General features: G+C 66.2%; 24 protein-coding genes, 2 tRNA genes and 1 riboswitch. Of the genes, 9 read left to right on the forward strand and 17 right to left on the reverse strand.

Annotated features, from left to right (window positions below; genetic code table 11):
• Position 1 precedes the first annotated feature (1 nt).
• Both C3E77_RS08695 and C3E77_RS08700 read right to left on the reverse strand, forming a co-directional pair.
• Positions 2 to 499: a DUF6993 domain-containing protein gene (locus tag C3E77_RS08695; protein ID WP_162924959.1), complete on the reverse strand. Its 498-nt coding sequence runs from the start codon at positions 497 to 499 to the stop codon at positions 2 to 4.
• A 145-nt stretch (positions 500 to 644) separates the two neighbouring features.
• On the reverse strand, positions 645 to 1,262 hold the full coding sequence (locus C3E77_RS08700; protein ID WP_108391280.1) for a single-stranded DNA-binding protein: 618 nt from the start codon (positions 1,260 to 1,262) through the stop codon (positions 645 to 647).
• 222 nt (positions 1,263 to 1,484) lie between these two features.
• Between C3E77_RS08700 and C3E77_RS08705 the strand changes: the two genes are divergently transcribed.
• The 3 genes from C3E77_RS08705 to C3E77_RS08715 all read left to right on the forward strand — a co-directional run bounded on the left by C3E77_RS08705 (position 1,485) and on the right by C3E77_RS08715 (position 3,694).
• On the forward strand, positions 1,485 to 2,492 hold the full coding sequence (locus tag C3E77_RS08705) for an aldo/keto reductase (protein WP_108391281.1): 1,008 nt from the start codon (positions 1,485 to 1,487) through the stop codon (positions 2,490 to 2,492).
• A gap of 93 nt (positions 2,493 to 2,585) precedes the next feature.
• Entirely contained in the window at positions 2,586 to 2,831 is a 246-nt protein-coding gene (locus C3E77_RS08710; RefSeq protein WP_108391282.1) for a hypothetical protein, read from the forward strand.
• A gap of 128 nt (positions 2,832 to 2,959) precedes the next feature.
• Positions 2,960 to 3,694 (forward strand): hypothetical protein, encoded by a 735-nt coding sequence (locus tag C3E77_RS08715; protein ID WP_108391283.1) that lies wholly within the window; start codon positions 2,960 to 2,962, stop codon positions 3,692 to 3,694.
• A gap of 122 nt (positions 3,695 to 3,816) precedes the next feature.
• Here C3E77_RS08715 and nadE read toward each other — a convergent pair whose 3' ends face one another.
• Together nadE and C3E77_RS08725 are read right to left on the reverse strand one after the other, a co-directional pair.
• On the reverse strand, positions 3,817 to 4,638 hold the full coding sequence (gene nadE, locus C3E77_RS08720; protein WP_108391284.1) for an NAD(+) synthase: 822 nt from the start codon (positions 4,636 to 4,638) through the stop codon (positions 3,817 to 3,819).
• Between the two features lie 54 nt (positions 4,639 to 4,692).
• Positions 4,693 to 4,765: transfer RNA gene (locus tag C3E77_RS08725), tRNA-Arg, on the reverse strand.
• A gap of 89 nt (positions 4,766 to 4,854) precedes the next feature.
• On the opposite strand from C3E77_RS08725, the gene orn reads away from it, so the two are divergent.
• The 4 genes from orn (at position 4,855) to C3E77_RS08745 (ending at position 7,297) form a co-directional block, all read left to right on the forward strand.
• Complete coding sequence (orn, locus tag C3E77_RS08730) at positions 4,855 to 5,475, forward strand: oligoribonuclease (RefSeq protein WP_108393196.1); 621 nt, start codon at positions 4,855 to 4,857, stop codon at positions 5,473 to 5,475.
• Between the two features lie 50 nt (positions 5,476 to 5,525).
• Positions 5,526 to 5,601 (forward strand) — tRNA-His (locus C3E77_RS08735).
• Between the two features lie 54 nt (positions 5,602 to 5,655).
• Positions 5,656 to 6,006, forward strand: coding sequence for a metallopeptidase family protein (locus C3E77_RS08740; RefSeq protein WP_108391285.1), 351 nt, complete (start codon positions 5,656 to 5,658; stop codon positions 6,004 to 6,006).
• Between the two features lie 58 nt (positions 6,007 to 6,064).
• On the forward strand, positions 6,065 to 7,297 hold the full coding sequence (locus tag C3E77_RS08745) for a D-alanyl-D-alanine carboxypeptidase family protein (RefSeq protein WP_108391286.1): 1,233 nt from the start codon (positions 6,065 to 6,067) through the stop codon (positions 7,295 to 7,297).
• Here C3E77_RS08745 and C3E77_RS08750 read toward each other — a convergent pair.
• The 10 genes from C3E77_RS08750 to gatC all read right to left on the reverse strand — a co-directional run bounded on the left by C3E77_RS08750 (position 7,294) and on the right by gatC (position 16,694).
• Entirely contained in the window at positions 7,294 to 7,848 is a 555-nt protein-coding gene (locus tag C3E77_RS08750; protein WP_234031168.1) for an AAA family ATPase, read from the reverse strand. The genes C3E77_RS08745 and C3E77_RS08750 overlap by 4 nt on opposite strands.
• Positions 7,841 to 8,608 carry an energy-coupling factor transporter transmembrane component T family protein gene (locus C3E77_RS08755; RefSeq protein ID WP_108393200.1) on the reverse strand — a complete coding sequence of 256 codons (768 nt, stop codon included), beginning with the start codon at positions 8,606 to 8,608 and terminating at the stop codon, positions 7,841 to 7,843. Before C3E77_RS08755 ends, C3E77_RS08750 begins: the two co-directional genes overlap by 8 nt.
• Before the next feature lie 11 nt (positions 8,609 to 8,619).
• The gene (locus C3E77_RS08760) at positions 8,620 to 10,116 is read right to left on the reverse strand and encodes an ABC transporter ATP-binding protein (protein ID WP_108391287.1); all 1,497 of its coding nucleotides are present in this window, start codon (positions 10,114 to 10,116) and stop codon (positions 8,620 to 8,622) included.
• A complete protein-coding gene (locus C3E77_RS08765; RefSeq protein ID WP_108391288.1) occupies positions 10,117 to 10,794 on the reverse strand; it encodes an ECF transporter S component in 678 nt (225 codons plus the stop codon). It lies immediately after the preceding gene.
• A 33-nt stretch (positions 10,795 to 10,827) separates the two neighbouring features.
• A riboswitch (TPP riboswitch) is annotated at positions 10,828 to 10,938 on the reverse strand.
• Positions 10,939 to 10,955: 17 nt separating this feature from the next.
• Complete coding sequence (locus C3E77_RS08770) at positions 10,956 to 11,315, reverse strand: hypothetical protein (protein ID WP_108391289.1); 360 nt, start codon at positions 11,313 to 11,315, stop codon at positions 10,956 to 10,958.
• Positions 11,316 to 11,432: 117 nt separating this feature from the next.
• On the reverse strand, positions 11,433 to 12,686 hold the full coding sequence (locus C3E77_RS08775; RefSeq protein WP_108391290.1) for a DNA polymerase IV: 1,254 nt from the start codon (positions 12,684 to 12,686) through the stop codon (positions 11,433 to 11,435).
• 40 nt (positions 12,687 to 12,726) lie between these two features.
• Complete coding sequence (locus C3E77_RS08780; protein WP_108391291.1) at positions 12,727 to 13,320, reverse strand: hypothetical protein; 594 nt, start codon at positions 13,318 to 13,320, stop codon at positions 12,727 to 12,729.
• Between the two features lie 49 nt (positions 13,321 to 13,369).
• Positions 13,370 to 14,884: an Asp-tRNA(Asn)/Glu-tRNA(Gln) amidotransferase subunit GatB gene (gene gatB / locus C3E77_RS08785; RefSeq protein ID WP_108391292.1), complete on the reverse strand. Its 1,515-nt coding sequence runs from the start codon at positions 14,882 to 14,884 to the stop codon at positions 13,370 to 13,372.
• Positions 14,884 to 16,395, reverse strand: a complete 1,512-nt coding sequence (gene gatA / locus C3E77_RS08790; protein WP_108391293.1) for an Asp-tRNA(Asn)/Glu-tRNA(Gln) amidotransferase subunit GatA — start codon at positions 16,393 to 16,395, stop codon at positions 14,884 to 14,886. Before gatA ends, gatB begins: the two co-directional genes overlap by 1 nt.
• Complete coding sequence (gatC, locus tag C3E77_RS08795; protein WP_108391294.1) at positions 16,395 to 16,694, reverse strand: Asp-tRNA(Asn)/Glu-tRNA(Gln) amidotransferase subunit GatC; 300 nt, start codon at positions 16,692 to 16,694, stop codon at positions 16,395 to 16,397. Before gatC ends, gatA begins: the two co-directional genes overlap by 1 nt.
• 98 nt (positions 16,695 to 16,792) lie before the next feature.
• On the opposite strand from gatC, the gene C3E77_RS08800 reads away from it, so the two are divergent.
• On the forward strand, positions 16,793 to 18,508 hold the full coding sequence (locus C3E77_RS08800; protein ID WP_108391295.1) for a long-chain-fatty-acid--CoA ligase: 1,716 nt from the start codon (positions 16,793 to 16,795) through the stop codon (positions 18,506 to 18,508).
• A gap of 24 nt (positions 18,509 to 18,532) precedes the next feature.
• Here C3E77_RS08800 and ligA read toward each other — a convergent pair whose 3' ends face one another.
• From ligA to C3E77_RS08815, 3 genes are all read right to left on the reverse strand, one after another.
• Positions 18,533 to 20,818 carry an NAD-dependent DNA ligase LigA gene (gene ligA / locus C3E77_RS08805; protein ID WP_108391296.1) on the reverse strand — a complete coding sequence of 762 codons (2,286 nt, stop codon included), beginning with the start codon at positions 20,816 to 20,818 and terminating at the stop codon, positions 18,533 to 18,535.
• An 86-nt stretch (positions 20,819 to 20,904) separates the two neighbouring features.
• The gene (gene mnmA / locus C3E77_RS08810) at positions 20,905 to 22,029 is read right to left on the reverse strand and encodes a tRNA 2-thiouridine(34) synthase MnmA (protein ID WP_198410406.1); all 1,125 of its coding nucleotides are present in this window, start codon (positions 22,027 to 22,029) and stop codon (positions 20,905 to 20,907) included.
• Positions 22,030 to 22,110: 81 nt separating this feature from the next.
• Entirely contained in the window at positions 22,111 to 23,331 is a 1,221-nt protein-coding gene (locus C3E77_RS08815; protein WP_108391298.1) for a cysteine desulfurase family protein, read from the reverse strand.
• A gap of 60 nt (positions 23,332 to 23,391) precedes the next feature.
• On the opposite strand from C3E77_RS08815, the gene glgX reads away from it, so the two are divergent.
• Entirely contained in the window at positions 23,392 to 25,476 is a 2,085-nt protein-coding gene (gene glgX / locus C3E77_RS08820) for a glycogen debranching protein GlgX (RefSeq protein WP_108391299.1), read from the forward strand.
• Positions 25,477 to 25,573 lie beyond the last annotated feature (97 nt).

A 25,573-nucleotide genomic window follows, 5' to 3' on the forward strand; every position in this document is an offset into this window, starting at 1 on the left:
GCTACCAGTCTATTGTTCTTGTCTTCCCAATGAGACATGTCCCGGTGCCGAGCACCCGGCCCACCGTCGAGTGGTAGCCGCCGACGGCGGTGCCGTTCTGACCGATGAGGCACGATTCGCCCCACCGCACCGAGAACTGGATGGAGTCGGCCGCGTTCCCGATCGTGGTCGTATCGCTCGTCACCTCCATGGCTGCCTTGTCGAAGCCGGCGGCAACGAGCCCGTCGATGAAGGCGCGCCCGTCCGCGGCCGAATTGGCGGCGAGGGTAGAAGCGTTGACCGAATCGAAGTACGGGAGGTTCTCCTCCGCGGTGCCGCCAGGCACGAGCTGGGGCGCCTGCTGGTCCGGAGCCGGCGACTCGCTGCCGGCCGGCGGCGTCGGTGTCCCGGTCGATTGCCCGCCTGGGGTCGAGCACCCGGCGAGCAGTCCAGCCGAGAGAAGAACAGCGAATACACCCACTCCAACCCGACCTGTCGACCGTGTATCGGGTTTTGCCACGCCGTCTCCTTGTGCCTGTGTGATCGGGGCCTGTTGTGATCGAGGCCTGATGTGCTCGGGCCCCGGTGTGATCACGGCCTGATGTGATCGGGCCGGTCGGCGCGATCAGCTTCTACCCGAGTCTAGAACGGGAGCGCTCGAACCGTCAGAAGGGCGTATCCGATTCTGACAGCGGCCGGCTCTCCGCGGTTCTCCCGAACTCCGTGACCGATTCAGCCGTCCTGCCCAGTACTGGCGTTATCCAATCCGCCTGCTCTCGCGACGAGCCCGTTCGGGTGCCGGCGAAGTCGGGCTCCTGGGCGGCCGACGCGGAGTGTTCGGGGTCGTCGTCGCCCGGTTGCCTGGCGGTCGGGTACCCCCGCTGCTCGTCGCCGACGGCGTCAGCCGCGGGTGTGCCCGAGTCGCGTGCGGGGGTTCTCGCGTATCTGGCGGTTCCCCACGTGAGGTCATGTCCCACGCTGTCGGCATCGACCTCAACGGTCGTGCCGTTCTTATCGCCGCTCTCCCAGCGCCGAATCCGCAGTCGACCCATAACCAGGACACGGTCACCCTTGTGCACCGACTCGTGGACGTTGCCGGCGAGCTGCCGGAACGACGAGACCGTGTACCAGTTCGTTTCGCCAGCGACCCAGGCTCCAGCCGTCCTGTCGAAGTAACGCTGGTTCGACGCGAGCCTGAAACTCGTGAGTTCGACGCCGTCGCGGATCGTCTTGTGCTCGGGAACTGTAGCGACAAGGCCGGTGAGGCTGATGCTGTCTGTCATGAGGATTCTCCCAACTGGATTCCACACGCAGAACCTCCGGTGTGGAGGTTCCGGAGACGACCTCGTGCCGGACCGCCGCCTCCGGAACCGTGATTCGAGTGTGGGGCGCTGCAGCGCACCGGGCGGCGCACGTTGTCCTCCGGTGGACAGGGCATCCGCTTACGGGAACTGGGGAGGAGTACGGGCGGCACGCCCCGGGACCGGCAGCGCTAGCCTGTCCTCATGACGTACTCCGCTGCCGAAGACCGATATGACGACATGCACTATGCCAGGACGGGCAGGAGCGGACTCTTGCTCCCCCGCGTCTCGCTGGGCCTCTGGCACAACTTCGGCGACGGCCGTGACGTCGAGACCCAGCAGGCCATCGTGCGGCGGGCGTTCGACCTCGGCATCACCCACTTCGACCTTGCCAACAACTACGGTCCGCCTCCCGGGTCCGCCGAGCGAAACTTCGGCCGCATCCTTCACGACGACCTCCTCGCTCACCGTGATGAGATCGTCATTTCGACGAAGGCCGGTTATGACATGTGGGCCGGCCCCTACGGCCAGTGGGGCTCACGCAAGTCACTCCTCGCCTCACTCGACCAGAGCCTCGGACGCCTCGGCGTCGATTACGTCGACATCTTCTACTCCCACCGCCCGGATCCCGACACCCCCATCGAAGAAACGATGGGGGCGCTCGCGACAGCTGTGCACTCAGGGAAAGCCCTCTACGCCGGAATCTCGAACTATTCACCGGACCAGACCAGACAGGCAGCAGCGGCACTCGCCGAACACCGCGTCCCCCTCCTGATCCACCAGCCGAGCTACTCGATGTTCAACCGCCACGTCGAAAACGGGCTCCTTGACGTCCTCGACGAGGTGGGCGCGGGATCCATCGTGTTCTCGCCCCTCGCACAGGGACTCCTGACCGACCGATACCTCGACGGTACGATTCCCGACGGCTCCCGTGCGGCAACGAGCAGGTTCCTGCCGGCTGAGCGGATCTCGGACACCTACCTCGACCGTGCCCGAGCCCTTAACGCGCTCGCCGCTGACCGCGGACAGTCGCTCGCGCAGCTCGCGCTGACCTGGGTGCTCCGGCACCCGCAGGTCACCTCAGCGCTCATCGGTGCCAGTTCGGTGACGCAGCTGGAACAGAACGTCGCCGCGCTGAGCGCTCCGCCGCTCACGGCAGAAGAACTCGCGGCGATCGAACCATACGCCGTCGACGGCACCGGACTCAGCTAGGGCTGCTCCCGGCCGACCGGGCGGTGTCGGTGGTGTCTCTTATCGTGTGGGTTAAGAGATCACCGACACCACCGGCCGGAGACAAGAGGCAGCATGCACATCGCAACACACCAGGTGACACTCTCCTCGAGCACGAGGGCAGGGATCGACCTCGTCAGCGTCCACGACGGCCTGTGGCGCGTTCGCCTCAGCGACGGTCGCATCCTCGGACACATCGAGCGCCTCAGCTCGGCGACCGGAGACGTCTTCATCGCCAAGCGGTTCTCGCCGGTAAGGGCATCATTCCTGGCGCTCGGGCAGTTCTGGAATATGCAGGATGCCGTCGATTCCCTGCGCTGAGTGATCGCCGCTATCTGGCCGCCTACTCCATCTCCCGGCCATGACCGGTCGGGTCCTGCAGCGCCGAAAGCGCGACACGGCGGCCCCGTTGACGGATTACGGGCGGGCCCGAAGGTAGCCTTCGGCACATGGAATGGTGGAATGAATTCGTAGACTGGCTCACCGCAACTGACACACGACCGGTGCTCTTCACCGCCGCCGTGATCTTTATAGCGATTATTGTGTCGGCGCTGCTCGCGGCGTCGATCACCAAGGCAGCGGTACGTCGGCTGGTCGCCCAGCGCGACCGCGACCTGAAGACAGCGGCGATCGCCGCACTCGTCGACGCGTCGACCGAGGCCGCCGCGTGGAACTCGCTGACTCCGCAGGAACAGACACTCGCCGACCGGGCAGTCGCCCAGGCGGATATCCAGCTCCGCCTCCTGCCCATCAAGGGTGCGTCAACCGCGGCAAACTGGTCAGCGCACCAGCTCGCCGAGATGAAGCGCAACTCTGCCACCTTCGGTTATGAGCTCGGGCCCGTCGTCGCGGAGTTCCGTGACCGTCTCGTCGATTGGCAGAACCGTCCCAACCGCTCGAAGCGCGTCTTCGAGACCGACCTGGAGCGCTGGCGGTTCGAAACCACGACAACCGAAAAGACCCTTCTCGCGGAGCAGGACGCCTGGGCGACCCGCCAGCACCACGAAAAGCACACGGCGGAAGAGACCGCAGAGCAGCCAGCTGCTGTCGCACCCGCCGCGTTCGCCCGCCCGGAGTCTGACATCCCCGACACCACGACACAGAAGCTGATCGATGATGTCGCCGCCATGGATGTCGCCCGTGCAACAGCAGCACGCGAGCCTGACGAGAAGAAGCTGGCCTAGAGCTACCACTTCCACAACAAAGCCGGTACCGCGAACTCGCGGTACCGGCTTTGTTGTATCCGGGTTCGGTGCACCAGCGTTCAGCACTCCAGGGCGTCAGTACGCCGGGGCGGTGCGGCCGGTCAGCGCCACCAGTTGTCCGCAGGCTCCACCGGTGTCGTGCGCTTGTGCCTGGTGGCGAGGAACCGCGCCTCGATAGCATCCGCCACCTCATCGGGAACGTCTTTCCCTTCGAGGTAGTCGTCGATGTGCGCGTAGGTCAGCCCCAGGTTCGCCTCGTCGGTCTGCCCGGGCTGGTCGTCGAGCAGGTCAGCCGTCGGGAGCTTCTCGTACAGTCGGGCGGGAGCACCGAGGAACGTCAGCAGAGCCCGACCCTGCCGCTTCGTCAATCCGGTGAGCGGGACGATATCGGCGCCACCGTCTCCGAACTTCGTGAAAAAACCGGTGACGGCCTCGGCCGCGTGGTCTGTCCCGACGACGAGGAGCCCGTCCTGACCGGCGAGCGCGTACTGCGCGATCATCCGCGCCCGTGCCTTCACGTTGCCCTTGTTGAAGTCGCTGATCGGCGCACCGGTCGCTGCTTCGAATTCCGCTTCAATGCCGTCGACGCCGGCCTTGACGTTGAACGTCACGACCCGCTGCGGCTGGATGAATTCCAGGGCCAGCTGCGCATCATCCTCGTCGCGCTGCACCCCGTACGGCAGCCGAACAGCGACGAACGACACCTTGACATCGTCCTCAGCGAGTTGCTCGACGGCAAGCTGGCACAGCCGCCCGGCGAGGGACGAGTCCTGCCCGCCGCTGATACCGAGCACGAGGCCTTTCGCACCGGTCGCCGTGAGGTAATCCGCGAGGAAATCGACGCGCCGACGCGCCTCGGTCTCCGGGTCGATCTCAGGAAGAACGTGCAGTTCGGCAATGATCTGTTTTTGGAGTTCTCGCATGGGTAGTAATTTACCCACACGCCGTTACGAACGGATGTCGCACCGACAGAAATGTGCCCCCGGCAGGATTCGAACCTGCGACCAAGAGATTAGAAGGCTCCTGCTCTATCCCCTGAGCTACGGAGGCTGGCGTCTTTCAGAATACCGCAGCACGCTGGACCCCGGTCACGCGCGGCCGGGCAGCCGGCGTCGCAGGTCACGGATAGCATGGACACCATGAGCACTGTGAGCGACCGACTTGTCTGGATCGACTGCGAAATGACGGGACTCGACATCGATGCCGACGAACTCGTCGAGATCGCCGTCGTGATCACCGACTATGACCTGAAGCCCGTCGACGATGGCCTCGACATCGTCATCAAGCCAGACGACTCGGCGCTGGCGAACATGGGTGAGTTCGTCACCAACATGCACACCTCCTCCGGCCTCCTCGAAGAGATCCCGCTCGGTGTCAGTGTCGCCGAAGCCGAGTACCAGGTCCTCGAGTACGTGCTCAAGCACATCCCGGCCGAGCAGCGCGCTCCCCTCGCCGGAAACTCGATCGGCACCGACCGCGCCTTCCTCACCAAATTCATGCCGCGACTCGATGCGCAGTTGCACTACCGCAACGTCGATGTGTCGTCGATCAAGGAGCTCGCCAGACGCTGGTACCCGCGGGCTTATTTCAACGCGCCTGCTAAAGACGGCGGTCACCGCGCGCTCGCCGACATCCTCGAATCGATCCGCGAACTGGCCTATTACAGGCAGGCAGTCTTCGTTCCCCAGCCGGGGCCGACATCCGACCAGGCAAAATCGGCTGCACAGGCCGTAGTGAACAATTACGCCCCAATCATGTAATACACTTTTAGGGTTGCCTCGTCCGGTTGAGAGATCGGAAGATGCGCATGGTGGGTATAGCTCAGTTGGTAGAGCGCCTGGTTGTGGTCCAGGAGGTCGCGGGTTCAAGCCCCGTTACTCACCCCAAGTAGACAGATCCTCTCGCGCGGGTCGCGAACCGGGTCGGATCGGCAGTCGTCAATGTTCACCCTCGACGCTGATGCATTCGAAGCACTCGTCGGCGACGTATTCGACACGCTGCCTGACGACATGGTCGACGGACTCGACAATGTGGTCATCGTCATCGAGGATCTTCCCGAAGACGGTTCGCTCGACCTCCTCGGCCTGTACTCGGGTGTGGCACTGACCGATCGCGGGCAGTACGGCTTCGGCGAGTTGCCCGACATGATCAGCATCTACCGCGAGCCTCTTCTCGCCATCGTCGACAACGAAGAGCAGCTCAGGGACCAGGTCCGCATCACACTGGTGCACGAAATCGCCCACTTCTACGGAATCGACGATGACGAATTGCACTCGCTCGGCTGGGGCTGACGGTCAAAGGACGATCGGCCAGATAGCCTGATCCCGTGTCAGGAACAGGCGGTACACCATGGGCGTAGCACGGGGTCTCGGGATCTTCGCCGGAACACTGGTCATTCTCGGAGCGGGCATCTATGGGCCCGTCACGCTGGTCGGCCCGCTGCCGACGGCATCCGTGACCGCGCTTCCCGCATCCGCGCCCGACGCGGCGAGTGTGCCCCCCGCACTGCCGACGACCGGCGCCAGCGCCGTCACCGAAGCGCCAGACACCGCTCCCCTCGCGGTCGCTGGTACTCCAGACGCTGTCCCGATGGCCGGTATCACCAAGACGATCACCGCCCTGGTCGTCCTCGATGCCAAACCGCTCGTTGACGGTGCCCCCGGCGGGACCGTTCCCATCACGAGCGATGACTACCTGAACTACGTCGATTACCGCGACGCCGGCACCCGCACCGTCACCGTCTATACCGAGGATCAGTGGACCCAGCGCGAGATGCTGCAGGCACTGCTTCTCGGCTCGAGCAACAACCATGCCGACACGCTCGCACGCTGGGCATTCGGATCCACCGAGGCGTACGTCGAGGCCGCGAACGCCTGGCTGGTCGAGAACGGCATGACCGAGACCACGGTGGTCGACGCCACAGGGCTTGACGAAGCAAGCGTCGGCACAGCGAAAGATCTCTCCCGCCTGGCCGCCCTCGCGCTCACCAACCCGGCGATATCGTCTGTGCTCGCCGAACCGGTCACCGGTCTCCCGAGCCGGCGCGGCATCACCAACACGACGACCTACCTGCCCGAGCAGCAGGTGGTCGGGATTTCACGGAGCTACACGGATGCCGCTGGCATCTGCCTCCTCTTCGCCGGCGACGTGACCATCGAGGGCGTGTCGTACAGGTTCTACGGCGCATTCCTCAGGCAACCGGACTGGGATACTCTCGAAACGGCCGTCACCGGCGTGATGGAGAGCGCAAGAGCCGGAGTCACGCCCACACCGGTCCTCGCCGAGGCCACCCCTGTCGTCTCGTTCACTACCGCGTGGGGCGATTCGGCGAACGGAATCTCCGGAGCGTCACCCGCACGACTCCGCTGGCGCGCGGCTACGCCCGAGATCGATGTAAAGACTGACGAGGTCACGTCGGCCGGGACCGGCACTAAGGTCGGCAGTATCAGCGTTGTCGACGGATCGACGTCGGCCAGAACCTCGCTCACGCTCGACGGCGCCCTGACCGATCCCGGCGTGTTCTGGCGGCTCTCCCACCCGATTCCGGTTATCGGGGCGCTCATCGATTCGCTGAACGACTAGTCGAGCGCGAGCACCAGGTCAGCAAGGCTCTCGGGGTCCTCACGGTCGACGAACCGCTCGAACTGTTCCTGCCATCCGTCCCAGTGGGCGTCGAAAGCACCCTCATCCCTCGCCAGCGCCCGTGTCTTTCGCACGCTGTCGTCCGCGTCCAGCCAGACAGCGAGCGTCGCGAACCGCCGGTTGGCCGCTGTAAGCGCGCCGCACCCCTCGATGACCAGGGGGCCGCTTGCCGGTACCAGATTCCACTCCGCGTTCGTGTCCCGCGCCCAGTCATGCCGCTGCCAGCGGGCCCGTTCACCGCACGCTCGCGGTTCGAGCAGGTTCACGGCTACGTGCTCCCCCGCGGCTCTGAGCCCGTCCCAGCCCGGGTAGATGTCGTCCATCCGGACGAGCATAGGTTCCACGGACCCCGGCCAGGTCGCCACGAGGGCATCGGCGAGGGTGGACTTGCCCGCGCCACTCGGGCCGTCGATGAGGACCACCTCAGTTGTCGGGTCCCCCAGCCGCGCGAGGATTGCACTGACTACCAGGGACAGACCGGACTCAGGCAAGGATGAACTCCCAGGTCCCCGCCAGCACTGCCGCGGTGATCGCCGCCGCCGCGATGGACGCCCCGATGAGCAGCAGCACCAGTTCGGGCCTGCCGACCGTCGACGGCCGGGCCCACGTGCGTTCGATCGGCGAGCCGAAGCCTTTGGCCTCCATGGCTGTCGCGAGCTTGCTGCCCCGACGGATCGCGAGGACCAGCAGCGCGAAGGCCTGGCTGGCGAACCGGACGAGCATCCTGACGTCCCCGACTCCCCTGGCGCGACGTGCCTGCCCGAGTGCACGCCAGTCGTCGACGAACAATCCCACCATCCGCAGTCCAGCGAGCCCGCCGAGAACGAACCGCGCGGGCAGGTGTAGCACCTGGCCGAGCCCGTCGGCGAGGTCTGTCGGGTCGGTCGTTGCGAACAGCACGATGCTCGGCAAGCCGATCGCCAGCACCCGGAGCATGATGGCAATCCCCAGGGCGAGAGAGCCCTCGGTGATGGACACGAAACCCCACGAAGCGAGAAGCGTTCCGGAATCCTCGCCGTAGAGCACCGTGGTCAGCCCGGCAAAGGGCGCGCCGAGCCACAGTGGCGCTGTCCTGAGCCAGAAGCCGCGGGCGTCGAGCCCCGACCAGAACAGCAGAACGCACACGAGGATGAGGGCAACGGATGCCGAGACCACGTCGATCGACAGCAGGAGGGTCACACTGATCAATACAGCAACAGCGAGCTTGGCGATGGGGTTCACTCGCGCGAGCGCCGAGTCGCCCGCTCCCATAACCAGCCCGGTCACGACAGCACCGCGTGGCTGGGATCCATGGCGAACTGCCGGTCGGACAGTGCCCGCACGAGATCCTCGTCGTGCGTAACCGTCACGATGGAGCTTCCCGAGTCGACGAGTTCGCCGAGCAGCACCACGAGTTCCCGCCAGGTGACAGCATCCTGGCCAAAGGTGGGTTCGTCGAGGAACAGGATCTGTGGTCTCGTCGCGAGAATCGTCGCGACGCTCAGGCGCCGTTTCTCGCCGCCGGACAGGGTGAACGGATTCGCATCGGCCAGGGTGTCGAGCCGCAGCCTCGAGAGCAGCTCATCGACCCGCTCGCCCACTTCCCGGTCACCGAGCCTCAGTGCCGTCGGCCCGACGGCCAGCTCGCGCCGCACCGTCGTGGCGAGGAACTGGTGCTCAGGATCCTGGAAGACGGTGCCCATCCGCGTCAGCAGCTCCCTCGACTTCCACCGCGCTGGGTCCGGCCCGAGTCCCCTGGCGAGTGGAGAGCGCGCGTCGAGCCCGCCGCCGAGGCGAGCGAGCAGTCCCGCAAGAGTGAGGGCAAGGGTTGACTTCCCCGCACCGTTCGGCCCGGTGATGGCGATGCTCTCGGATTCGAACAGCGAGAGGTCAAGGGCGGATGCCGCCGTCATCCGCGTTCGCGAGGCGAACGGCGTTCGTCCCACCGAGAGGTCTCTGGCGGCGAGGAGTTCGTCACCCCTGCCGGAGCGCGCCGGTCGCACGGGCAGAACGGGTGGATACGAGGGCACCCAGACCCCGGCCTCGGCAAGGCTCTGACCGTGGGTGTCGAGCACATCGGCCGGCGTCCCGTCCGCGAGCACTCCGCCCGCCGGGTCGAGCACGATGACCCGGTCAACGAGATCCTGCCAGACAGCGACCCTGTGCTCGACCACGATCAGGGTCGCGCCGGTGTCGGCGATCACCCGCGCGACAACATCCCTCACCTCGGTCACTCCCTCAGGATCGAGGTTGGCGGTCGGCTCGTCGAGCAGCACGAGGCCAGGACGCATGGCAAGGACGCCGGCGAGAGCCAGCCGCTGCTTCTGCCCGCCTGACAACCGCGACGACGGGTGGTCGAGGGGAAGGCGAAGCCCAACCGCGTCGAGCGCCCAGTGCACGCGTCGCCAGATCTCGTCCCGTGGGACCCCGAGGTTCTCGCAGGCAAACGCGACATCGTCGCCGACGCGCGCCAGCACGACCTGCGAGTCAGGGTCCTGGAGAACCAGGCCAGCCCTGCCCCGAGCATCGGCAGGCCTCGCGCCGTCGATGAGCAACTGCCCTGTCTCGTCGCCCTCCTCATCACCCCCGAGCACGCCCGCGAGGGCGGCGAGCAGCGTGGATTTGCCAGCGCCCGACGCACCGAGGAGCAGGACGCGCTCACCGGGAGCGATCTCGAGGGTCAGCTCGGAGACCGCCGGCGCGGCCCGCCCGGAGTGCCGCCAGCCCCACCCGGTTGCGCGAATAGCCGCACCGGGAACGGCGCCCTGCGCTCCCGACACTCAGTTACCCCGCGGGGTCGCTCGAGCGGGAATCGCGCGAGCCGAGTTCCCCGAGGCGAACCGTGACAAGGCACCGGTCCCGGCGAGGCCACGCACAGCGAACCACGACAGCAGGCCGGCGAGGACGACACCGGATGCCACGGCACTCACGAAGTAGGTCAGCTTCGCACCGGCATCGAGCGCCGCGTAGCTCGTGAAGGTCGTGTCGAGGAGCCCAACCGCGACGCCAGCTCCCGCACCGGCGAGCAATGCCACCCCGATGCCAAACCGGCGGTAGAAGAACAGGGCGAAGATGAGTTCGGCGCCAGCGCCCTGGATCAGACCCCAGATGAGGGTGTCGAAACCCCAGACGGTACCGATGAGTGCGGAGACCGCAGCGGCAACGAGTTCCGTGTAGATCGCCGCACCGGGTTTACGGATGATGAGCCCGCCGAGCACCCCGGCGAACAGCCAGCCTCCGGCGAGAAGTCCCCCGAGTCCCGGAGTGAGCGCAAGCGCCGTGCTGATCGGGCCCCAGGCGAGTCCCCACGCCCAGAAGATGACGCCGGCGGCAACGCCGATGACGCTGGCCGTGACGATGTCGACGACCCGCCAGCGGGACGGACGTCGTCCTCGCGCTGGCGTGCCGGCGGCATCCGTCGAGTGTTGTACCTGTGATGGTGATTCTGAAAATTGCACTTTCGCGCCCTCCGTGTAGGAAACAGGGCACGGGTAGCGAGATGAATGCCTCCCTGCGCTGGCATGACCCAGATCAGGTTCGACGGTCGAAGATTATGGAATCTTCCTCTCAGCCCGGTTCACCGGACTCCCGTGTTACTCAGGCGAGTATAGCCCGAACGCTACTTCTTCAGTGCTTTGATGACAAACGCAAGCGCTTTGCCGACGGCCCACACGAAGGGGATGCCGACGGCCATGAGCGAGACGACGTTCGGCTCGAAGCGCAGGCCGGTGCTCGTCTTGAGGTAGGCACCGATCGGAAGCGCGAATCCGCCGCCTCCGCCACCGGAGCCTGTTCCCTTGCCCGACACGGTCGACGACGCTGTGTCGCCCTCACCCTCGCCCTCACCGACTCCAAAGCCGTACCAGGCGAGCGCGACGGGAACGAGCTTCGCTCCGTCGACCTCAACCGGGTCACCGTAGACGGAGGTCACTCCGATCGACTTGAACCTGTCTGCCATTTCCAACGCGAGATTTGTCATGCCAACACGCTACCGGCCGCAGGAGAGACGCGCCAAGGGTTGCTTTCTGTGTGCGCGGGCGTCACGTGCCGGCGTCACGGTGCCCTGCATCACGGTGTCAGCGTCACGGCACCGGGGTCAGGGCGCGGGTGCCCGCGTCCCGCCCGCTGTGTCGTTTCCCTTCCTGCCCAGGAGGGACGCGCGCCGGACGGCCTGGCCACCAAACCTCGCGCGAAGCGAATCGATGGTTGTCTCCGCCTCTCGCCACTCCTCGTCCGGATCCCACAGCGCGGCGACGGCATCCTGTTCGTCGGTGAGCTGTTCCGCGCGAACCCCGATCAGGCGGATCGCCCTGCCGTCGATGCCGAGGACGGTGAGCAGCTCATTCGCGCCCTCGAAGAGACGCCGGCCGACGTTCGTGGGCTCGGAGAACGTGCGCGACCTGGTCACCGTCGTGAAGTCCTCGAACCGCACCTTGATCGCGACGGTTCTGGCGGAAGCGCCGCTTTTCCTGAGCCGCACGGCCACCTGGTCGGCCAGCCGGAGCAACTCGAGCCGTACGCGTGCCGGGTCAGTGACATCGACGTCAAACGTGACCTCGTGCCCGATGCTCTTCTCCGACGTCGCTGTGACGATGCGGCGGGCGTCACGTCCGTGAGAGAGCTCGTGCAGCTTGACGCCGGTGGCCTCCCCGACGGCCCTGGTCAGGGTCGCGAGTGGTGTGTCGGCGACGTCGCCGACGGTCGAGAGGCCGAGCCGATGCAGGGACTCCTCCGTTTTTGCTCCGACTCCCCACAGCGCACGGATCGGGAGCGGATGCAGAAACGCGAGCGTCTCGGCCGGCGGAATCACGAGGAGTCCGTCCGGCTTGGCGCGTCCTGACGCGACCTTCGCCACAAACTTGGTCGCAGCGGCACCGACCGAGCAGGTCAGCCCGGTCTCGCGGTGCACCCGCTCACGAATGTGCTGACCGACGACGGCGGGCGACCCGATCAACCGTCTCGCCCCCGAGACGTCGAGAAACGCCTCGTCGATACTCAGCGGCTCGACGAGCGGAGTCGCGTCCCGGAAGATCGCCATGACCTGACGGGAGTACTCGGTGTACCGCTGATGGTGCGGTGGAAGGATCGTTGCCTGCGGGCACAACCGGATCGCCTTCGAGACCGGCATGGCAGCGGTCACACCGAATCGCCGTGCTTCATAGGTGGCGCTGGTGACAACACTCCGGCCCTCCGGGTTCCCGATGATCACCGGCTTGCCGCGGAGTTCGGGGTGGTCGAGCAGCTCCACCGACGCAAAGAATGCGTCCATGTCGATGTGCAGGATGCTGGCACCGGTATCGTCGACGTCACCTCGCGTGACCTGTCGTGCGCTGCCGTCCTGCCTGCTCATGGGTTCTATTCTCCCAGCTTTGCGACGGCGCCACGCCGGGTCAGACCAGGGCGATCACGACCGGCTTCAGCCACTCCCGGAACGCCTCGGGGTCGTCACGAAGCGACTCGGAAATGATCACTGTGTCGGGAGCAACAACCCAGGCCCCCGGCTCAGCGACGGGAATCACCTCGAGGTCGAGCCGAAAGGACGTGGTCTGCCTGCGGAGCTCGAATTGCCGCCTCTGCACGAGCTGGTACGCGTCCCCCAGCGGATGCTCCCTCGCCTTCACCGCCATCAGGTATTCAGCGTGACGCGACTCGACCCAGTCCGTGACGGTGTCGTAGCAGGCATACACGAGGTCCTGCAGTTCGAGCGCACGATCGAACACCTCGAAGTGCGGCGGGCGAACCTGGCTGATGAACGGCCGGGTCTCCCTGCGCACGATGCCGGCCCACCACCCGCGCCACTGCGCGGCAAGTGCGACCCTGTCGATATCGCGCAGGGGTACCCCGGCTGGCGGAGGGATGACACGAGGCACCTGCGCCTCGCACTCGTCCGAGAGACCGGCGAGGTCTCTCAGGGCAAGCGCGAGGAGCAGATCCCTCGGGCAATCCTCTGTAATCTGCCAGCGAATCGAACCCTCGACCAGCATGGGCCGATCGTACCTGAAGACTTTTCAGGTTTACAGGTAACGAACGCCCTTAGCCCTGTGCACGTTCGAGAACGAGTTCGCGCACCCTCGCAGCGTCGGCCTGGCCCTTCATCGCCTTCATCACGGCACCGATGACGGCGCCTGCCGCCTGAACCTTGCCATCGCGGATCTTCGCGAGCACATCCGGCTGCGATGCAAGGGCGTCGTCGATGGCCGCGATCAGGGCACCGTCGTCGGAGACGACAGCGAGTCCACGGGCGTCGACAACTTCCTGCGGCGATCCCTCGCCGGCGATAACGCCCTCGAGGACCTGACGTGCGAGCTTGTCAGTGAGAGTGCCGTCTTCGACAAGAGCGGCCAGTGCGGCGACGTTCTCCGGCGAAACGAGGGCGGATGCTTCAGTCCCCTGCGCGTTGGCGATCCGGCTGATTTCTCCGGTCCACCACTTGCGCGCGGCCGCGGGCTTCGCGCCGGCAGCAACGGTGGCCGTGATCTCGACGAGAAGTCCGCCGTTGACGACGTCCTGGAACTCGAGGTCGGTGAAACCCCACTCGGCCTTGAGCCGACGACGACGTGCGGCCGGGGGTTCCGGCAACGCGGCGCGCAGTTCCTCGATGAGCTCGAGGCTCGGCTCGACCGGGAGGAGGTCGGGCTCAGGGAAGTACCTGTAGTCGTCAGCGTCGCTCTTCGGGCGGCCGGCGCTCGTACGGCCGGTGTCCTCGTGCCAGTGACGGGTCTCCTGAATGATGGTCCCGCCGTCGGCGAGCACCTGGGCCTGGCGCTGGATCTCGTAACGGATGGCGCGCTCAACTGAGCGCAGCGAGTTGACGTTCTTCGTCTCGGTGCGCGTTCCGAGCGGAGCGGGCGGCTCGCCCTCGGGTGTGCGAGGACGCAGCGAGATGTTGGCGTCGCAACGCAGGTTCCCGCGCTCCATCTTTGCGTCGGAGATCCCCAGGCTCGTGACGATGTCGCGGATCGTCGCGACGTACGCCTTGGCCAGCTCGGGGGCATCCGCTTCGGCACCGTAGATGATGTCTGTGACGATCTCGACGAGCGGGACACCGGCACGGTTGTAGTCGACGAGCGAGTATTCGGCGCCCTGGATGCGGCCGGTCGACCCGCCGACGTGGGTCAGCTTGCCGGCGTCTTCTTCCATGTGCGCGCGTTCGATCGACACGGTGACGAGGCGGCCGTTCGGCAGTTCGACGTCGACAGATCCGTCGAAGGCGATCGGCTCGTCGTACTGCGAGATCTGGTAGTTCTTGGCCAGGTCGGGGTAGAAGTAGTTCTTCCGCGCGAACCGCGACGACGGCGCGATCGAGCAGCCGAGCGCGAGGCCGAGGCTGATCGCGTAGCGGACCGCCTGTCCGTTGACGACGGGAAGCGAGCCGGGAAGGCCCAGGCACACCGGCGAGACGTTCGTGTTCGGTAGCGAGCCGAACTCGTTCGGCGCTGACGAGAACATCTTCGTCTTGGTGTTGAGTTCGACGTGGACCTCGAAGCCGAGCACCGGCTCGAACAGCTCAAGCGCCTTCTCGTAGTCCATCAGGGCGTCTTTCGCCATTATTTTCCTCCCAGTGCCGGAGCCTGTGAGATCAGAGTGTGACCCCACTGCTGCTCGAGCAAAGCTTCGATTGCCGCACCAACGCGGTAGAGACGGGCGTCTTCACGCTGCGGCGCCATGACCTGGATGCCGACCGGCAGGCCGTCTTCCGGCGCGAGGCCGATCGGAACGCTGATGCCGGGGATACCGGCCAGGTTTGCCGGGATGGTGGTGATGTCGTTGAGGTACATCGCCATCGGGTCCGCAAGCTTCTCGCCGAACTTGAACGCCGTTGTCGGCGCACTCGGGGTGACGAGAACATCCACCTGCTCGAACGCGGCGTTGAAGTCGCGCTGGATGAGGGTTCGGACCTTCTGCGCGCTGCCGTAGTAGGCGTCGTAGTACCCGGCGCTCAGTGCGTAGGTGCCGAGGATGATGCGGCGCTTGACCTCTGGGCCGAATCCGGCCTCGCGGGTGGCCGCCATGACCTGCTCGACGGTTCCGCCGCCCTCCGGCTGAACGCGCATGCCGAACCGGACGGAGTCGAACTTGGCGAGGTTGCTCGACGCCTCAGCAGGGAGGATGAGGTAATACGCGGCAACGGCGTACTCGAAGTGCGGTGCACTCACCTCGACGACCTCGGCGCCCTGCTTCGTGAGCAGTGCAACGGTTTCCTCGAAGCGGCTCTGGACTCCGGCCTGGAAGCCGTCGCCGGAGAGTTCCTTGACGACACCGACCTTGAGGCCGGCGAGGCCCTCGCCGCGAGCGCCCGACCTGGCGGCATCCGCCATCGACGGCCAGGCGTCCGCGAGGGACGTCGAGTCCTTGGGGTCGTGCTTCGCGATGACGTCGTGCAGGAGGCCGGCGTCGAGCACGGTGCGGGTAACGGGGCCGACCTGGTCGAGCGATGATGCGAGGGCAATGGCGCCGTACCGGCTGACTGCTCCGTACGTCGGCTTGACGCCGACGGTGCCCGTGACATGCGCGGGCTGACGGATGGAACCACCGGTGTCGCTGCCGAGCGCGAGCGGAGCCTCGAAGGCGGCGACAGCGGCAGCAGAGCCACCGCCGGATCCGCCCGGAATGCGGTCGAGGTCCCAGGGGTTGCGGGTGGGCCCGTATGCGGAGTGCTCGGTCGACGAGCCCATGGCGAACTCGTCCATGTTGGTCTTGCCGATGGGGATCAGGCCAGCCTCGCGCGAGAGCCGGACGACCGTCGCGTCGAACGGCGACATGTAGCCCTCGAGGATCTTGCTGCCCGAGGTCGACGGCATGTCGGTGGTGACGAGCACGTCCTTGACGGCGAGCGGAACACCAGCGAGAGGGCCGAGCTTCTCGCCGGCCGCGCGGCGTTCGTCGATGCGCCTGGCTGTGGCCAGCGCGGTGTCGCTCACAGCGAGGAACGCGTGCACGTCGGTGTCGACGGCCTCGATGCGATCGAGGTGCGCCTGGGTGGCGTCAACAGCGCTGATCTCGCCGCTCTGCAGGTTCTCAGACAGGTCGGCAGCTGTCATCCGGATGATGTCGTTCATTACTGCTCCTCCCCGAGGATCGCTGAGACCTTGAACCGGTTGTCTGCCTGCTCCGGCGCGTTCTGGAGGGCCTGTTCGATGGTGAGCGTGTCACCGACAACGTCGTCGCGGAAGACGTTGGAGAGCGGGACAGGGTGGCTCGTCGCGGGAACGTCGTCAGTGGCGACTTTCTGCACCTTTGCGATGCTGTCGACGATCTGGTCGAGCTCGGTCGTGAGACTCGAGATCTCTTCGGGAGTGAGGGCAATTCGGGCGAGGTTCGCCAGATGCGCCACCTGCTCCTCAGAAATTTCAGACATGGGTCTCCGTCAAATAAGTGCTGGGGTGTCCCTCCATTGTATTGGGAGCGTGCGCTGCGGCTCGTCGCCCGCGAGTGCGCGCGATTAGAATATGCCGAGTGACCGATACCACCGAACGTCCCTGGCTTGCCAACTACGCACCGGACGTCCCCGTCGACATCCCGGTTCAGGATGGAAGCCTCGGCGACCTGGTCCGCCTCTCCGCCGAAAAGCACCCGTCGCTCGTCGCCCTCGAGTTCTTCGGCGCAACGACGACCTACCGCGAACTCCTGCAGACCATCGAGCGTGTCGCAGAGGCGCTCCGCGGTCTCGGCGTGAAGAAGGGCGACCCCGTCGCCATCGTGCTGCCGAACTGCCCGGAACACATCGTGGCGTTCTACGCGATCCTCCGCCTCGGCGCGATCGTCGTCGAGCACAATCCGCTCTACACTCCACGGGAGCTGAGGCACCAGTTCGAGGATCACGGTGCGAAGGTCGCCATCGTGTGGAACAAGGTCGTCGCAACGGTTCAGGACTTCCCCGCCGACATCGCCGTCGAGTCTCTTATCGACGTCGACATCACCCGGAGCATGCCATTCGGAATGCGCGTTGCGCTGACCCTGCCGATCGCGAAGGCCCGTGCGTCACGAGACGCTCTCACCGCGAAGACGAGCGGCACCATCAGCTGGTCAAGCCTGCTGTCCTCCCGTCCGATCGATTCTGACCACCCGCGCCCGGAGTCCGGCGACGTCGCGATCATCCAGTACACCTCGGGAACGACGGGCCTCCCGAAGGGCGCGGTGCTCAGCCACGCAAACCTCCTCGCGAACGCCGCGCAGTCACGCGCCTGGACACCGACGATCACCCACGCCGGCTGCACCGTCTACGCCGTGCTCCCGATGTTCCACGCGTACGGGCTGACGCTGTGCCTGACCTTCGCGATGAGCATGGGCGCTCGGCTCGTGCTGTTCCCGAAGTTCGATCCCGACCTCGTCCTCAAGGCGGCGAAGAAGCATCCGCCGACCTTCCTGCCAGCGGTCCCGCCGATCGCCGACCGCCTGCTCGCGCGGGCGAAGGAGACGAACACCTCCCTTCAGGGCCTCGAGATCGGCATTACGGGTGCGATGGCGCTCCCCCACGACCTCGTCGTCCCGTTCGAGGCCGCCACGGGCGGGTTCCTCATCGAGGGTTATGGGCTCAGCGAATGCTCCCCCGTCCTGATGGCCAACCCCGTGTCGGACGGGCGCAAGGCCGGAACCGTCGGTCTCCCCCTGCCGAGCACCGAAATCAGGATCGTCGACCCCGAGAACCCGACCGTCGACGTCGAGCCGGGGATGCCCGGCGAGCTCATCGTTCGCGGACCACAGGTGTTCTCCGGTTACTACCGCAAGCCAGAGGAGACGAGTGCCGTCTTCGTCGGCAACTGGTTCCGCACGGGAGACATCGTCTCGATGGACACCGACGGTTTCGTCACCGTTGTCGACAGGATCAAGGAACTCATCATCACCGGCGGCTTCAACGTCGCGCCGACCGAGGTGGAGAACACCCTGCGCCTGCACCCATCGATCGCCGACGTGGCTGTTGTCGGTATGCCGAGCGCGCACTCGGGCGAGGACGTCGTCGCCGCCATCGTGCTCAAGGACGGCGTAAAGCCCGACCGCGAGTCGATCCGCCAGTTCGCCAGGGACAACCTCACGCCGTACAAGGTCCCGCGGCGCATCATGTTCATCGACGAACTGCCCACCTCGCTCATCGGCAAGGTCCTGCGCAAACAGGTCAGGGAGCACCTGCTCGAGAAGGAATCAGGCAAGACGGGGTCCTTCCCGACGGTGTAGTCAGCGCCCGGGCGCCGGGACCGTTCATTCGTCGAGCGCCGCGGGTCCTTTCGTCACCAGCAGCGCGAACTGCTCGGCGTCGATGATCCGGAGTCCGAGTTCCTCGGCCTTGCCGAGCTTTGACCCTGCACCGGGCCCTGCAGCGACGAAATCCGTCTTCTTCGACACACTGGATGCCGCCTTGCCGCCGGCGGCGATGATCGCTTCCTGGGCACCCTCGCGGGTGAATCCCTCGAGCGACCCGGTCGCCACGACCGTGATCCCGGCGAGGACACCGTCTTCGTTGCCAGCGGCGCCGGGGCCGGGGTGGCCGGGCGTCGCGAACTGGACGCCCGCCTTTCGCCACTCCTCGACGATCTGCTTGTGCCAGTCGACCTCGAACCAGTCGATGACCGCGTCGGCGATGATGCCGCCCACACCCTCTGTCTCGGCGAGTTCGTCACGGGTGGCCGCGCGGATGGCGTCGAGCGACCCGAAGTAGTTCGCGAGAGCCCGAGCAGCGACAGGGCCGACGTGTCGGATATTCAGGGCGACGAGGATGCGCCACAGCGGTTTGGTCCTGGACGCTGCGAGGTTGTCGAGCAGCTCGAGCGCACCCTTGGACGGCACGGAGAACTCGTCGCCATTGAACACCTCCGAGTCGGGGTCGAACAGGCCATCTTTCTTCGCCCTGCGGCGGCGGAACGGAGTGACTCGCTTTACAGCACCGTCATCGGTCAGCTTCGGCAGGCCCGTCTCGATGTCGATCACGGTCACCTCGACCGGGAACAGGTCGGCGATGGTCATCGCGAACAGTCCGGCTTCGGACACGTCACCGTTTTCGTCGGCGAGCGGTGGTCGTGTCGGTTCGAGCGGCTGCGTCAGCGCGGCAGCCGCAACCTCTCCGAGCCCTTCGACGTCGAGGGCGCCACGGGAACCGACGTGTTCCACCCGGCCCCGCACCTGCGCCGGGCACGAACGGGAATTGGGGCAGCGGAGGTCTTTGTCACCCTCTTTCGCCGGCCGAAGCGGGGTGTCGCACGACGGGCAGCGCTCTGGCATCACGAACTCGCGCTCGGTGCCGTCGCGCAGTTCGACGACGGGCCCCAGGATCTCGGGGATCACGTCACCGGCCTTGCGCAGCACGACGGTGTCGCCGATGAGCACACCCTTCGCCTTGACGACGTCCTGGTTGTGCAGCGTCGCCTGGCTGACTGTCGAGCCGGCGACGCGCACAGGCTCGACCTGCGCAAACGGGGTAGCCCGCCCTGTTCTGCCGACGCTCACCACGATGTTGAGAAGCTTGGTGTTGACCTGTTCCGGCGGGTACTTGTACGCCGTCGCCCACCTCGGGGCCCTGCTCGTCGCACCGAGTTCGTCGTGCAGCGCGAGCTCATCGACCTTGACGACGATGCCGTCGATCTCGTGCTCGACGCTCGACCGGTGCTCACCGAAGTAGTCGATGAAGCCGACGGCTCCGTCGATGTTGTCGAAGACCCGGTAATGAGTCGATGTGGGCAGCCCCCACCCCGCCAGGAGGTCGTAGACCTCGCTCTGCGCGGAGACGGGCGGGTTCGGCCAGGCCCCGACGCCGTGAACGAGCATCTGCAGCCGGCTCAGCCGGTTCTTCATCAGCGTGAGCTGGGCGGCGTTCTTGCCCTCTGCCTTCTGCCTGAGGCTGCCGCTCGCCGCATTGCGGGGGTTGGCGAAGACCTTCTCACCGGCGGCGAGCTGCAGTTCGTTGAGTTCGCGGAACGATTCGACGGGAAAGAAGATCTCGCCGCGGACCTCGACCAGGTCTGGATGCCCGGTTCCGCTGAGGCGCTCGGGGATGGACGAGATTGCGGCGACGTTCTCGGTGACGTCTTCGCCGACGACGCCGTCACCGCGGGTCGCGGCGCTCACGAGCCGACCCCGCTCGTAGCGCAGGTTCACGGCGAGGCCGTCGATCTTGAGCTCGGTGAGGTAGTGGACCTTGCGGCCTGACGCTCGCTCCACCCGCTCGCTCCACGCGCGGAGTTCATCGGCGGAGAAGACGTTGTCGAGGCTCAGCATCCGTTCCACGTGCGTGACCGGATCGAAGAGCGATGCCTGCGCGCGGCCGCCAACGGTCTGGGTGGGGCTGTCCTGCGTTTGCAGCTCGGGGAAGAAGTGCTCGAGCTGCTCGAGCCTGTGCATCATGGCGTCGTACTCGGCGTCGGAGACGAGCGAGGTGTCTCGCTCGTAGTAGGCGTCGCGGAGTTCGAGGATCCGTGTGGTGAGGTCAGCGGCTTCTGCCGCCGCCGTCTCCAGGTCGTCGCGTGTGCCCTGCGTCTCGATGCTTTCTGTCACCCAACCAGTCTAGGGACAGCCACAGACACCGGCGGAGGGGTTGCGCGCTCCGTCGCCGCTCAGCCCGCACATCGGTGCGCGAGAGTTCAGGCGTCGGCGGGAACCGCGCTGACCGTGCGGTCGATGGTGCACTGCCCGAGCACGCGGGTACCGACATAGACGACGGCAGTTTGTCCTGGCGCCACACCGTCGAGCGGGGTGTGCGGGCGGATCATCAGCTCGGGCTCGCCGGTCTCTGCGTGCGGCTGCACAACCGCGACGGCCGGTACCGGGTCGGCGTGGGCGCGGATCTGCACGTCGCACTCGAATGCCAGGTCGGGGTGTTCGGGAGCGCGTCCGGCCCAGGTGAACCGCGAGCCCGCGATCTCACCGATGGCCAGTGCTTCCTTGGGTCCGACGACAACCTCGTTGGTCTTCGGCCGAACCTCGAGCACGAAGCGGGGACGACCACCCGGGTCCGGCACGCCGAGGTTGAGTCCGCGACGCTGGCCGACGGTGAACGCCTGGGCACCCTCGTGCGAGCCGACGACTGCTCCGTTCCGATCCAGGATCGCGCCCTTCTCGGCACCGACGCGATCGGCGAGCCAGCCGCGGGTGTCTCCGTCGGGGATGAAGCAGATGTCGTGGCTGTCCGGCTTGTTCGCGACGCTGAATCCCCGCGCGGCAGCTTCGGCACGAACCTCCGCCTTGGACGGCGTAGCGCCGAGGGGGAACATCGAGTGCGCGATCTGCTCGGCGGTGAGCACACCAAGCACGTAGCTCTGGTCCTTCGCCCACGCGCTCGCGCGGTGAAGTTCAGGGTTGCCGTCGGCATCCGCCACGATCGTGGCGTAGTGCCCCGTGCAGACCGCGTCGAAGCCCAGGTCGAGAGCTTTCTCGAGCAGGGCGGCGAACTTGATCTTCTCGTTGCATCGCATGCACGGGTTCGGGGTACGGCCTGCGGTGTACTCCGCGATGAAATCGTCGACGACATCGAGCTTGAACCGCTCGGAGAAATCCCACACGTAGTACGGGATTCCGATGATGTTCGCGGCCCGCTGTGCGTCCATCGAGTCCTCGATGGTGCAGCACCCTCGGCTCCCCGTGCGCAGCGTTCCGGGCATCCGGCTCAGCGCCAGGTGCACGCCGACGACCTCGTGGCCCGCTTCGACCGCACGCGCTGCGGCGACCGCGGAGTCCACCCCGCCTGACATAGCTGCTAAAACCTTCACCGGAACAGTCTACGCGCCCTCGTCTGGATACGGCCTTCGGGCTGCCAGACGCGGCGCCCTGCGGAAGGCGGCGAGGCGGCCCTACGCGCCGAGCACGGTCTTACGGTCGGACAGTCCCGCGCGCGCGGCCTGGGCGTATGCCGCAGGGACGGCGGCGAGGAGGGCATCGATGTCTGATTCCGTCGTCGAGTGCCCGAGCGTAACGCGGAGTGCACCCCGAGCCTCGAGTTCGTCGCGACCCATCGCCCTCAGCACGTGTGACGGCTCGGGGATGCCGGCCTGGCAGGCTGATCCGGTCGAGACCGACACCCCCGCCATGTCGAGCAGAAAGAGCAGCGAGTCGCCCTCGCACCCAGGGAAGGCGAAGTGCGCGTTGCCCGGCAGCCGTCCTGCCCCTGTCGGCCCGTTGAGCTTCGCCGACGGGACAGCGTTGAGGATGCCGGCGATCAGCCGGTCCCGCAGAGCGGTGAGACGGTCGGCTTCGCTGGCGAGTCGTTCGCCTGCCGCGCGCGCCGCAACGGCGAACGACACAGCCCCTGCGACGTCCTGGGTCCCGGAACGGACCTGGCGCTGCTGGCCTCCGCCGTGCAGCAGCGGTTCGACGTGCGCCGACCGCGAAACGACGAGGGCGCCGATGCCCACGGGTCCGCCGATCTTGTGCGCAGAGACGCTGAGCGCAACGAGTCCGGTGTCGCCCGTGCTGCCTGACGCGCGCCGAACCGCTCCGAAGTCAACGGGAAGGTATCCGTATGCCGCGACGGCGTCGACGTGCATCGGCACTCCGGATGCCGCGGCGAGCGCCGCGATATCGGTGACGGGCTGAATGGTCCCCACCTCGTTGTTCGCCCAGAGCAGGGTGAGGAGAGCGACCCGGTCACCGTATTCGGTGAGCGCACGCTCGACGACGGCGGGTGAGAGCCAGCCGTTGTCGTCGAGCGGAAGCCACTCGATCGACGCGCCCTCGTGTGCCTGGAGCCACTCCAGTGTGTCGATGGTGGCGTGGTGCTCCCCGCCGGGGGCGAGAATGACCGGGCGTTGTGCGTCGGCGTTGCGCTTCCAGTAAATGCCCTTGAGCGCGAGGTTGATGGACTCCGTCCCACCCGAGGTCAGCACGACCTCGATGGGGTCACAACCCAGGGATCGCGCAATGACCTCCCTGGCTTCCTCGAGCATCTGTTTCGCGGACTGTCCCTGCGAGTGAATGGAGGCAGGGTTACCGACCTGGCGCATGGCATCGGTGTATGCGTCGATGGCCTCGGGGAGCATCGGCGTGGTCGCCGCGTGGTCGAGGTAGACAACCATGGGTTCTCCCTCCTGGTGACGATTCACGTACGAAACCCGTACCCAACTACTCTAGGTCGCATGACTTCTGCCGGCGCACCGCGCTCCCTCGGAGTGCACCTGACCTCGCACGGTGGAGAGCTCAGGGTGTGGTCCGCCTCTGCCCAGCAGCTCGAGCTCGTGCTGTTCGACCCCAAGGATCCCACCTGGGTCACCAAGACCGTGCCGCTCGAACGTGGAGACTCCGACGTGTGGTCTGTTCGGTCACGATCGCTGAAAGCCGGAACGCGATACGCGGTGCGCGCCACCGGCCCCGATGGCCCGACTCACGCCTTCGACCCATCGACGCTTCTCATCGAGCCGTACTCGAAGGGCCTCGTCCGGATCGCTCCCGGTCAGTACCGCTCCGTCGTCGTCGACGGCACTTTCGACTGGGGCGGAGTGGAGAAGCCGAAGGTCCCCCTCGACACCACGGTGATCTACGAGGCGCACGCCCGGGGTATCTCCAAGCTCAATACCTCGATACCGGAGCACCTTCGGGGAAGCTACGCCGGCATCGCGCACCCCGCGACGATCGGGTACCTGAAGGACCTCGGCGTCACGAGCGTCGAACTCCTCCCCGTTCACGCGTTCACCTCCGAGCAACGGCTCGTCAGGCAGGGCCTCGTCAACTACTGGGGCTACAACACCCTCAACTTCTTCACCCCGCATCCGCCATACGCGTCCAAGGCAGCACAGGCTGAAGGACCGGATGCCATCCTCCGTGAGTTCAAGGGCATGGTCAGGCTTCTGCACGAGGCCGGCATCGAGGTCATCCTCGATGTTGTGTACAACCACACGGCGGAGGAGGGCAGGAAGGGTCCGACAACGAGCCTTCGCGGAATCGACAACGACGCCTACTACCGGCAGACCGCTGACGGCACCTACATCGATGTCACGGGCTGCGGCAACAGTGTGAACACCGCCCATCCCGCCGCGCGTCAGCTGGTCCTTGATTCGCTCAAATACTGGGCAAACGACCTGCAGATCGACGGTTTCCGCTTCGACCTCGCCGTGACGCTCGGGCGGGAGGCGAACCACGAGTTCTCCGCTGGGTCTGAACTGATCAACGACATCATCACCGACCCGGCCCTCGCAGGCGTGAAGATGATCGCGGAGCCGTGGGATGTCGGCGCCGGCGGTTGGCAGACGGGGCACTTCCCCCGCGGCTGGAGCGAGTGGAACGACAGATACCGTGACCGCGCCCGCAACTTCTGGCTCTCCGACATCGACTACGCGCGGAGGGCGAGCCAGGCACCGGTCGGCATCGGTGGCTTCGCGACGCGACTGGCCGGGTCAAGCAACACCTTCTCACCCGACCGCGGCCCGCTCGCGTCGGTCAACTTCATCACCGCCCACGACGGGTTCACCCTCGCCGACCTCGTGTCGTACGACATCAAACACAACATCGGCAACGGTGAATCGAACCGTGACGGGACTGACAACAACCGGTCGTTCAACCACGGTGCCGAGGGGCCGACCGCCGACGTGACGATTCTCGAGACGCGCAGAAAGGCCATGCGCAACCTGCTCGGAACCCTGCTGCTGTCGGCCGGCATCCCGATGATCACGGCCGGTGACGAGTTCGGGCGCACCCAGCGGGGAAACAACAACGCGTACTGCCACGACTCCGAGCTGACCTGGCTCGGCTCTCCTGTCGATGGGTGGCAACGCAACCTGTTCGAGCACTCGAAGAGACTCATCGAACTCAGGCGGCAGAATCCGGCGCTGCGGCCGACGCGATTCGGACGCTCAGGAGAGGTGATCCCGAGCGCGAACCAGATGGACTGGTACGACGCATCGGGCAACACCATGAGCGGCCACGACTGGGAGAGCGCACGCAACCGCACGCTGCAGTACGTGGCGTCCTCGACGCCGGAGTTCGAAGACTTCAACCGGATACTCCTCATCATCCACGGGGTGGAAGACGGGATCACGGTGACACTCCCCCGGCATCCGGGAGTCTCGCGGTACGAACTTCTCTGGCGAAGCAACGATGAAACACCGGTGATGGATGCCGTCGGCTCGGCACCAGGAGACAGAATCGAGATCGCACCCACATCGATGCAACTGTTCCTCGCGGTCTCCGACGACGGCGGCGGAGAGAGCGACGAAAGCCACGGCTGACGCTGACACTGGCGCCGGAGACACTGGCCGGGAGACACTGCCCGGGAGACACTGGCCCGGGAGACACTGGCCCGCAAACGCGACGCAAGGAGACACC

Origin of the sequence: Mycetocola zhujimingii (genome assembly GCF_003065425.1) — a bacterium.
In the GTDB taxonomy this organism is placed as follows: Bacteria; Actinomycetota; Actinomycetes; order Actinomycetales; family Microbacteriaceae; genus Mycetocola_A; species Mycetocola_A zhujimingii.

Excerpts from the sequence above, each read along its gene's own strand:
- C3E77_RS08775 (WP_108391290.1), bottom strand. The coding sequence starts at position 12,686 with ATGAGCAGGCAGGACGGCAGCGCACGACAGGTCACGCGAGGTGACGTC.
- C3E77_RS08740 (WP_108391285.1), top strand. The coding sequence starts at position 5,656 with ATGTTCACCCTCGACGCTGATGCATTCGAAGCACTCGTCGGCGACGTA.
- C3E77_RS08705 (WP_108391281.1), top strand. The coding sequence starts at position 1,485 with ATGACGTACTCCGCTGCCGAAGACCGATATGACGACATGCACTATGCC.
- C3E77_RS08815 (WP_108391298.1), bottom strand. The coding sequence starts at position 23,331 with ATGGTTGTCTACCTCGACCACGCGGCGACCACGCCGATGCTCCCCGAG.
- gatA (WP_108391293.1), bottom strand. The coding sequence starts at position 16,395 with ATGAACGACATCATCCGGATGACAGCTGCCGACCTGTCTGAGAACCTG.
- C3E77_RS08770 (WP_108391289.1), bottom strand. The coding sequence starts at position 11,315 with ATGACAAATCTCGCGTTGGAAATGGCAGACAGGTTCAAGTCGATCGGA.
- C3E77_RS08780 (WP_108391291.1), bottom strand. The coding sequence starts at position 13,320 with ATGCTGGTCGAGGGTTCGATTCGCTGGCAGATTACAGAGGATTGCCCG.
- C3E77_RS08710 (WP_108391282.1), top strand. The coding sequence starts at position 2,586 with ATGCACATCGCAACACACCAGGTGACACTCTCCTCGAGCACGAGGGCA.
- C3E77_RS08755 (WP_108393200.1), bottom strand. The coding sequence starts at position 8,608 with ATGGGAGCGGGCGACTCGGCGCTCGCGCGAGTGAACCCCATCGCCAAG.
- glgX (WP_108391299.1), top strand. The coding sequence starts at position 23,392 with ATGACTTCTGCCGGCGCACCGCGCTCCCTCGGAGTGCACCTGACCTCG.
- C3E77_RS08715 (WP_108391283.1), top strand. The coding sequence starts at position 2,960 with ATGGAATGGTGGAATGAATTCGTAGACTGGCTCACCGCAACTGACACA.
- gatC (WP_108391294.1), bottom strand. The coding sequence starts at position 16,694 with ATGTCTGAAATTTCTGAGGAGCAGGTGGCGCATCTGGCGAACCTCGCC.
- orn (WP_108393196.1), top strand. The coding sequence starts at position 4,855 with ATGAGCACTGTGAGCGACCGACTTGTCTGGATCGACTGCGAAATGACG.
- gatB (WP_108391292.1), bottom strand. The coding sequence starts at position 14,884 with ATGGCGAAAGACGCCCTGATGGACTACGAGAAGGCGCTTGAGCTGTTC.
- C3E77_RS08700 (WP_108391280.1), bottom strand. The coding sequence starts at position 1,262 with ATGACAGACAGCATCAGCCTCACCGGCCTTGTCGCTACAGTTCCCGAG.
- C3E77_RS08745 (WP_108391286.1), top strand. The coding sequence starts at position 6,065 with ATGGGCGTAGCACGGGGTCTCGGGATCTTCGCCGGAACACTGGTCATT.
- nadE (WP_108391284.1), bottom strand. The coding sequence starts at position 4,638 with ATGCGAGAACTCCAAAAACAGATCATTGCCGAACTGCACGTTCTTCCT.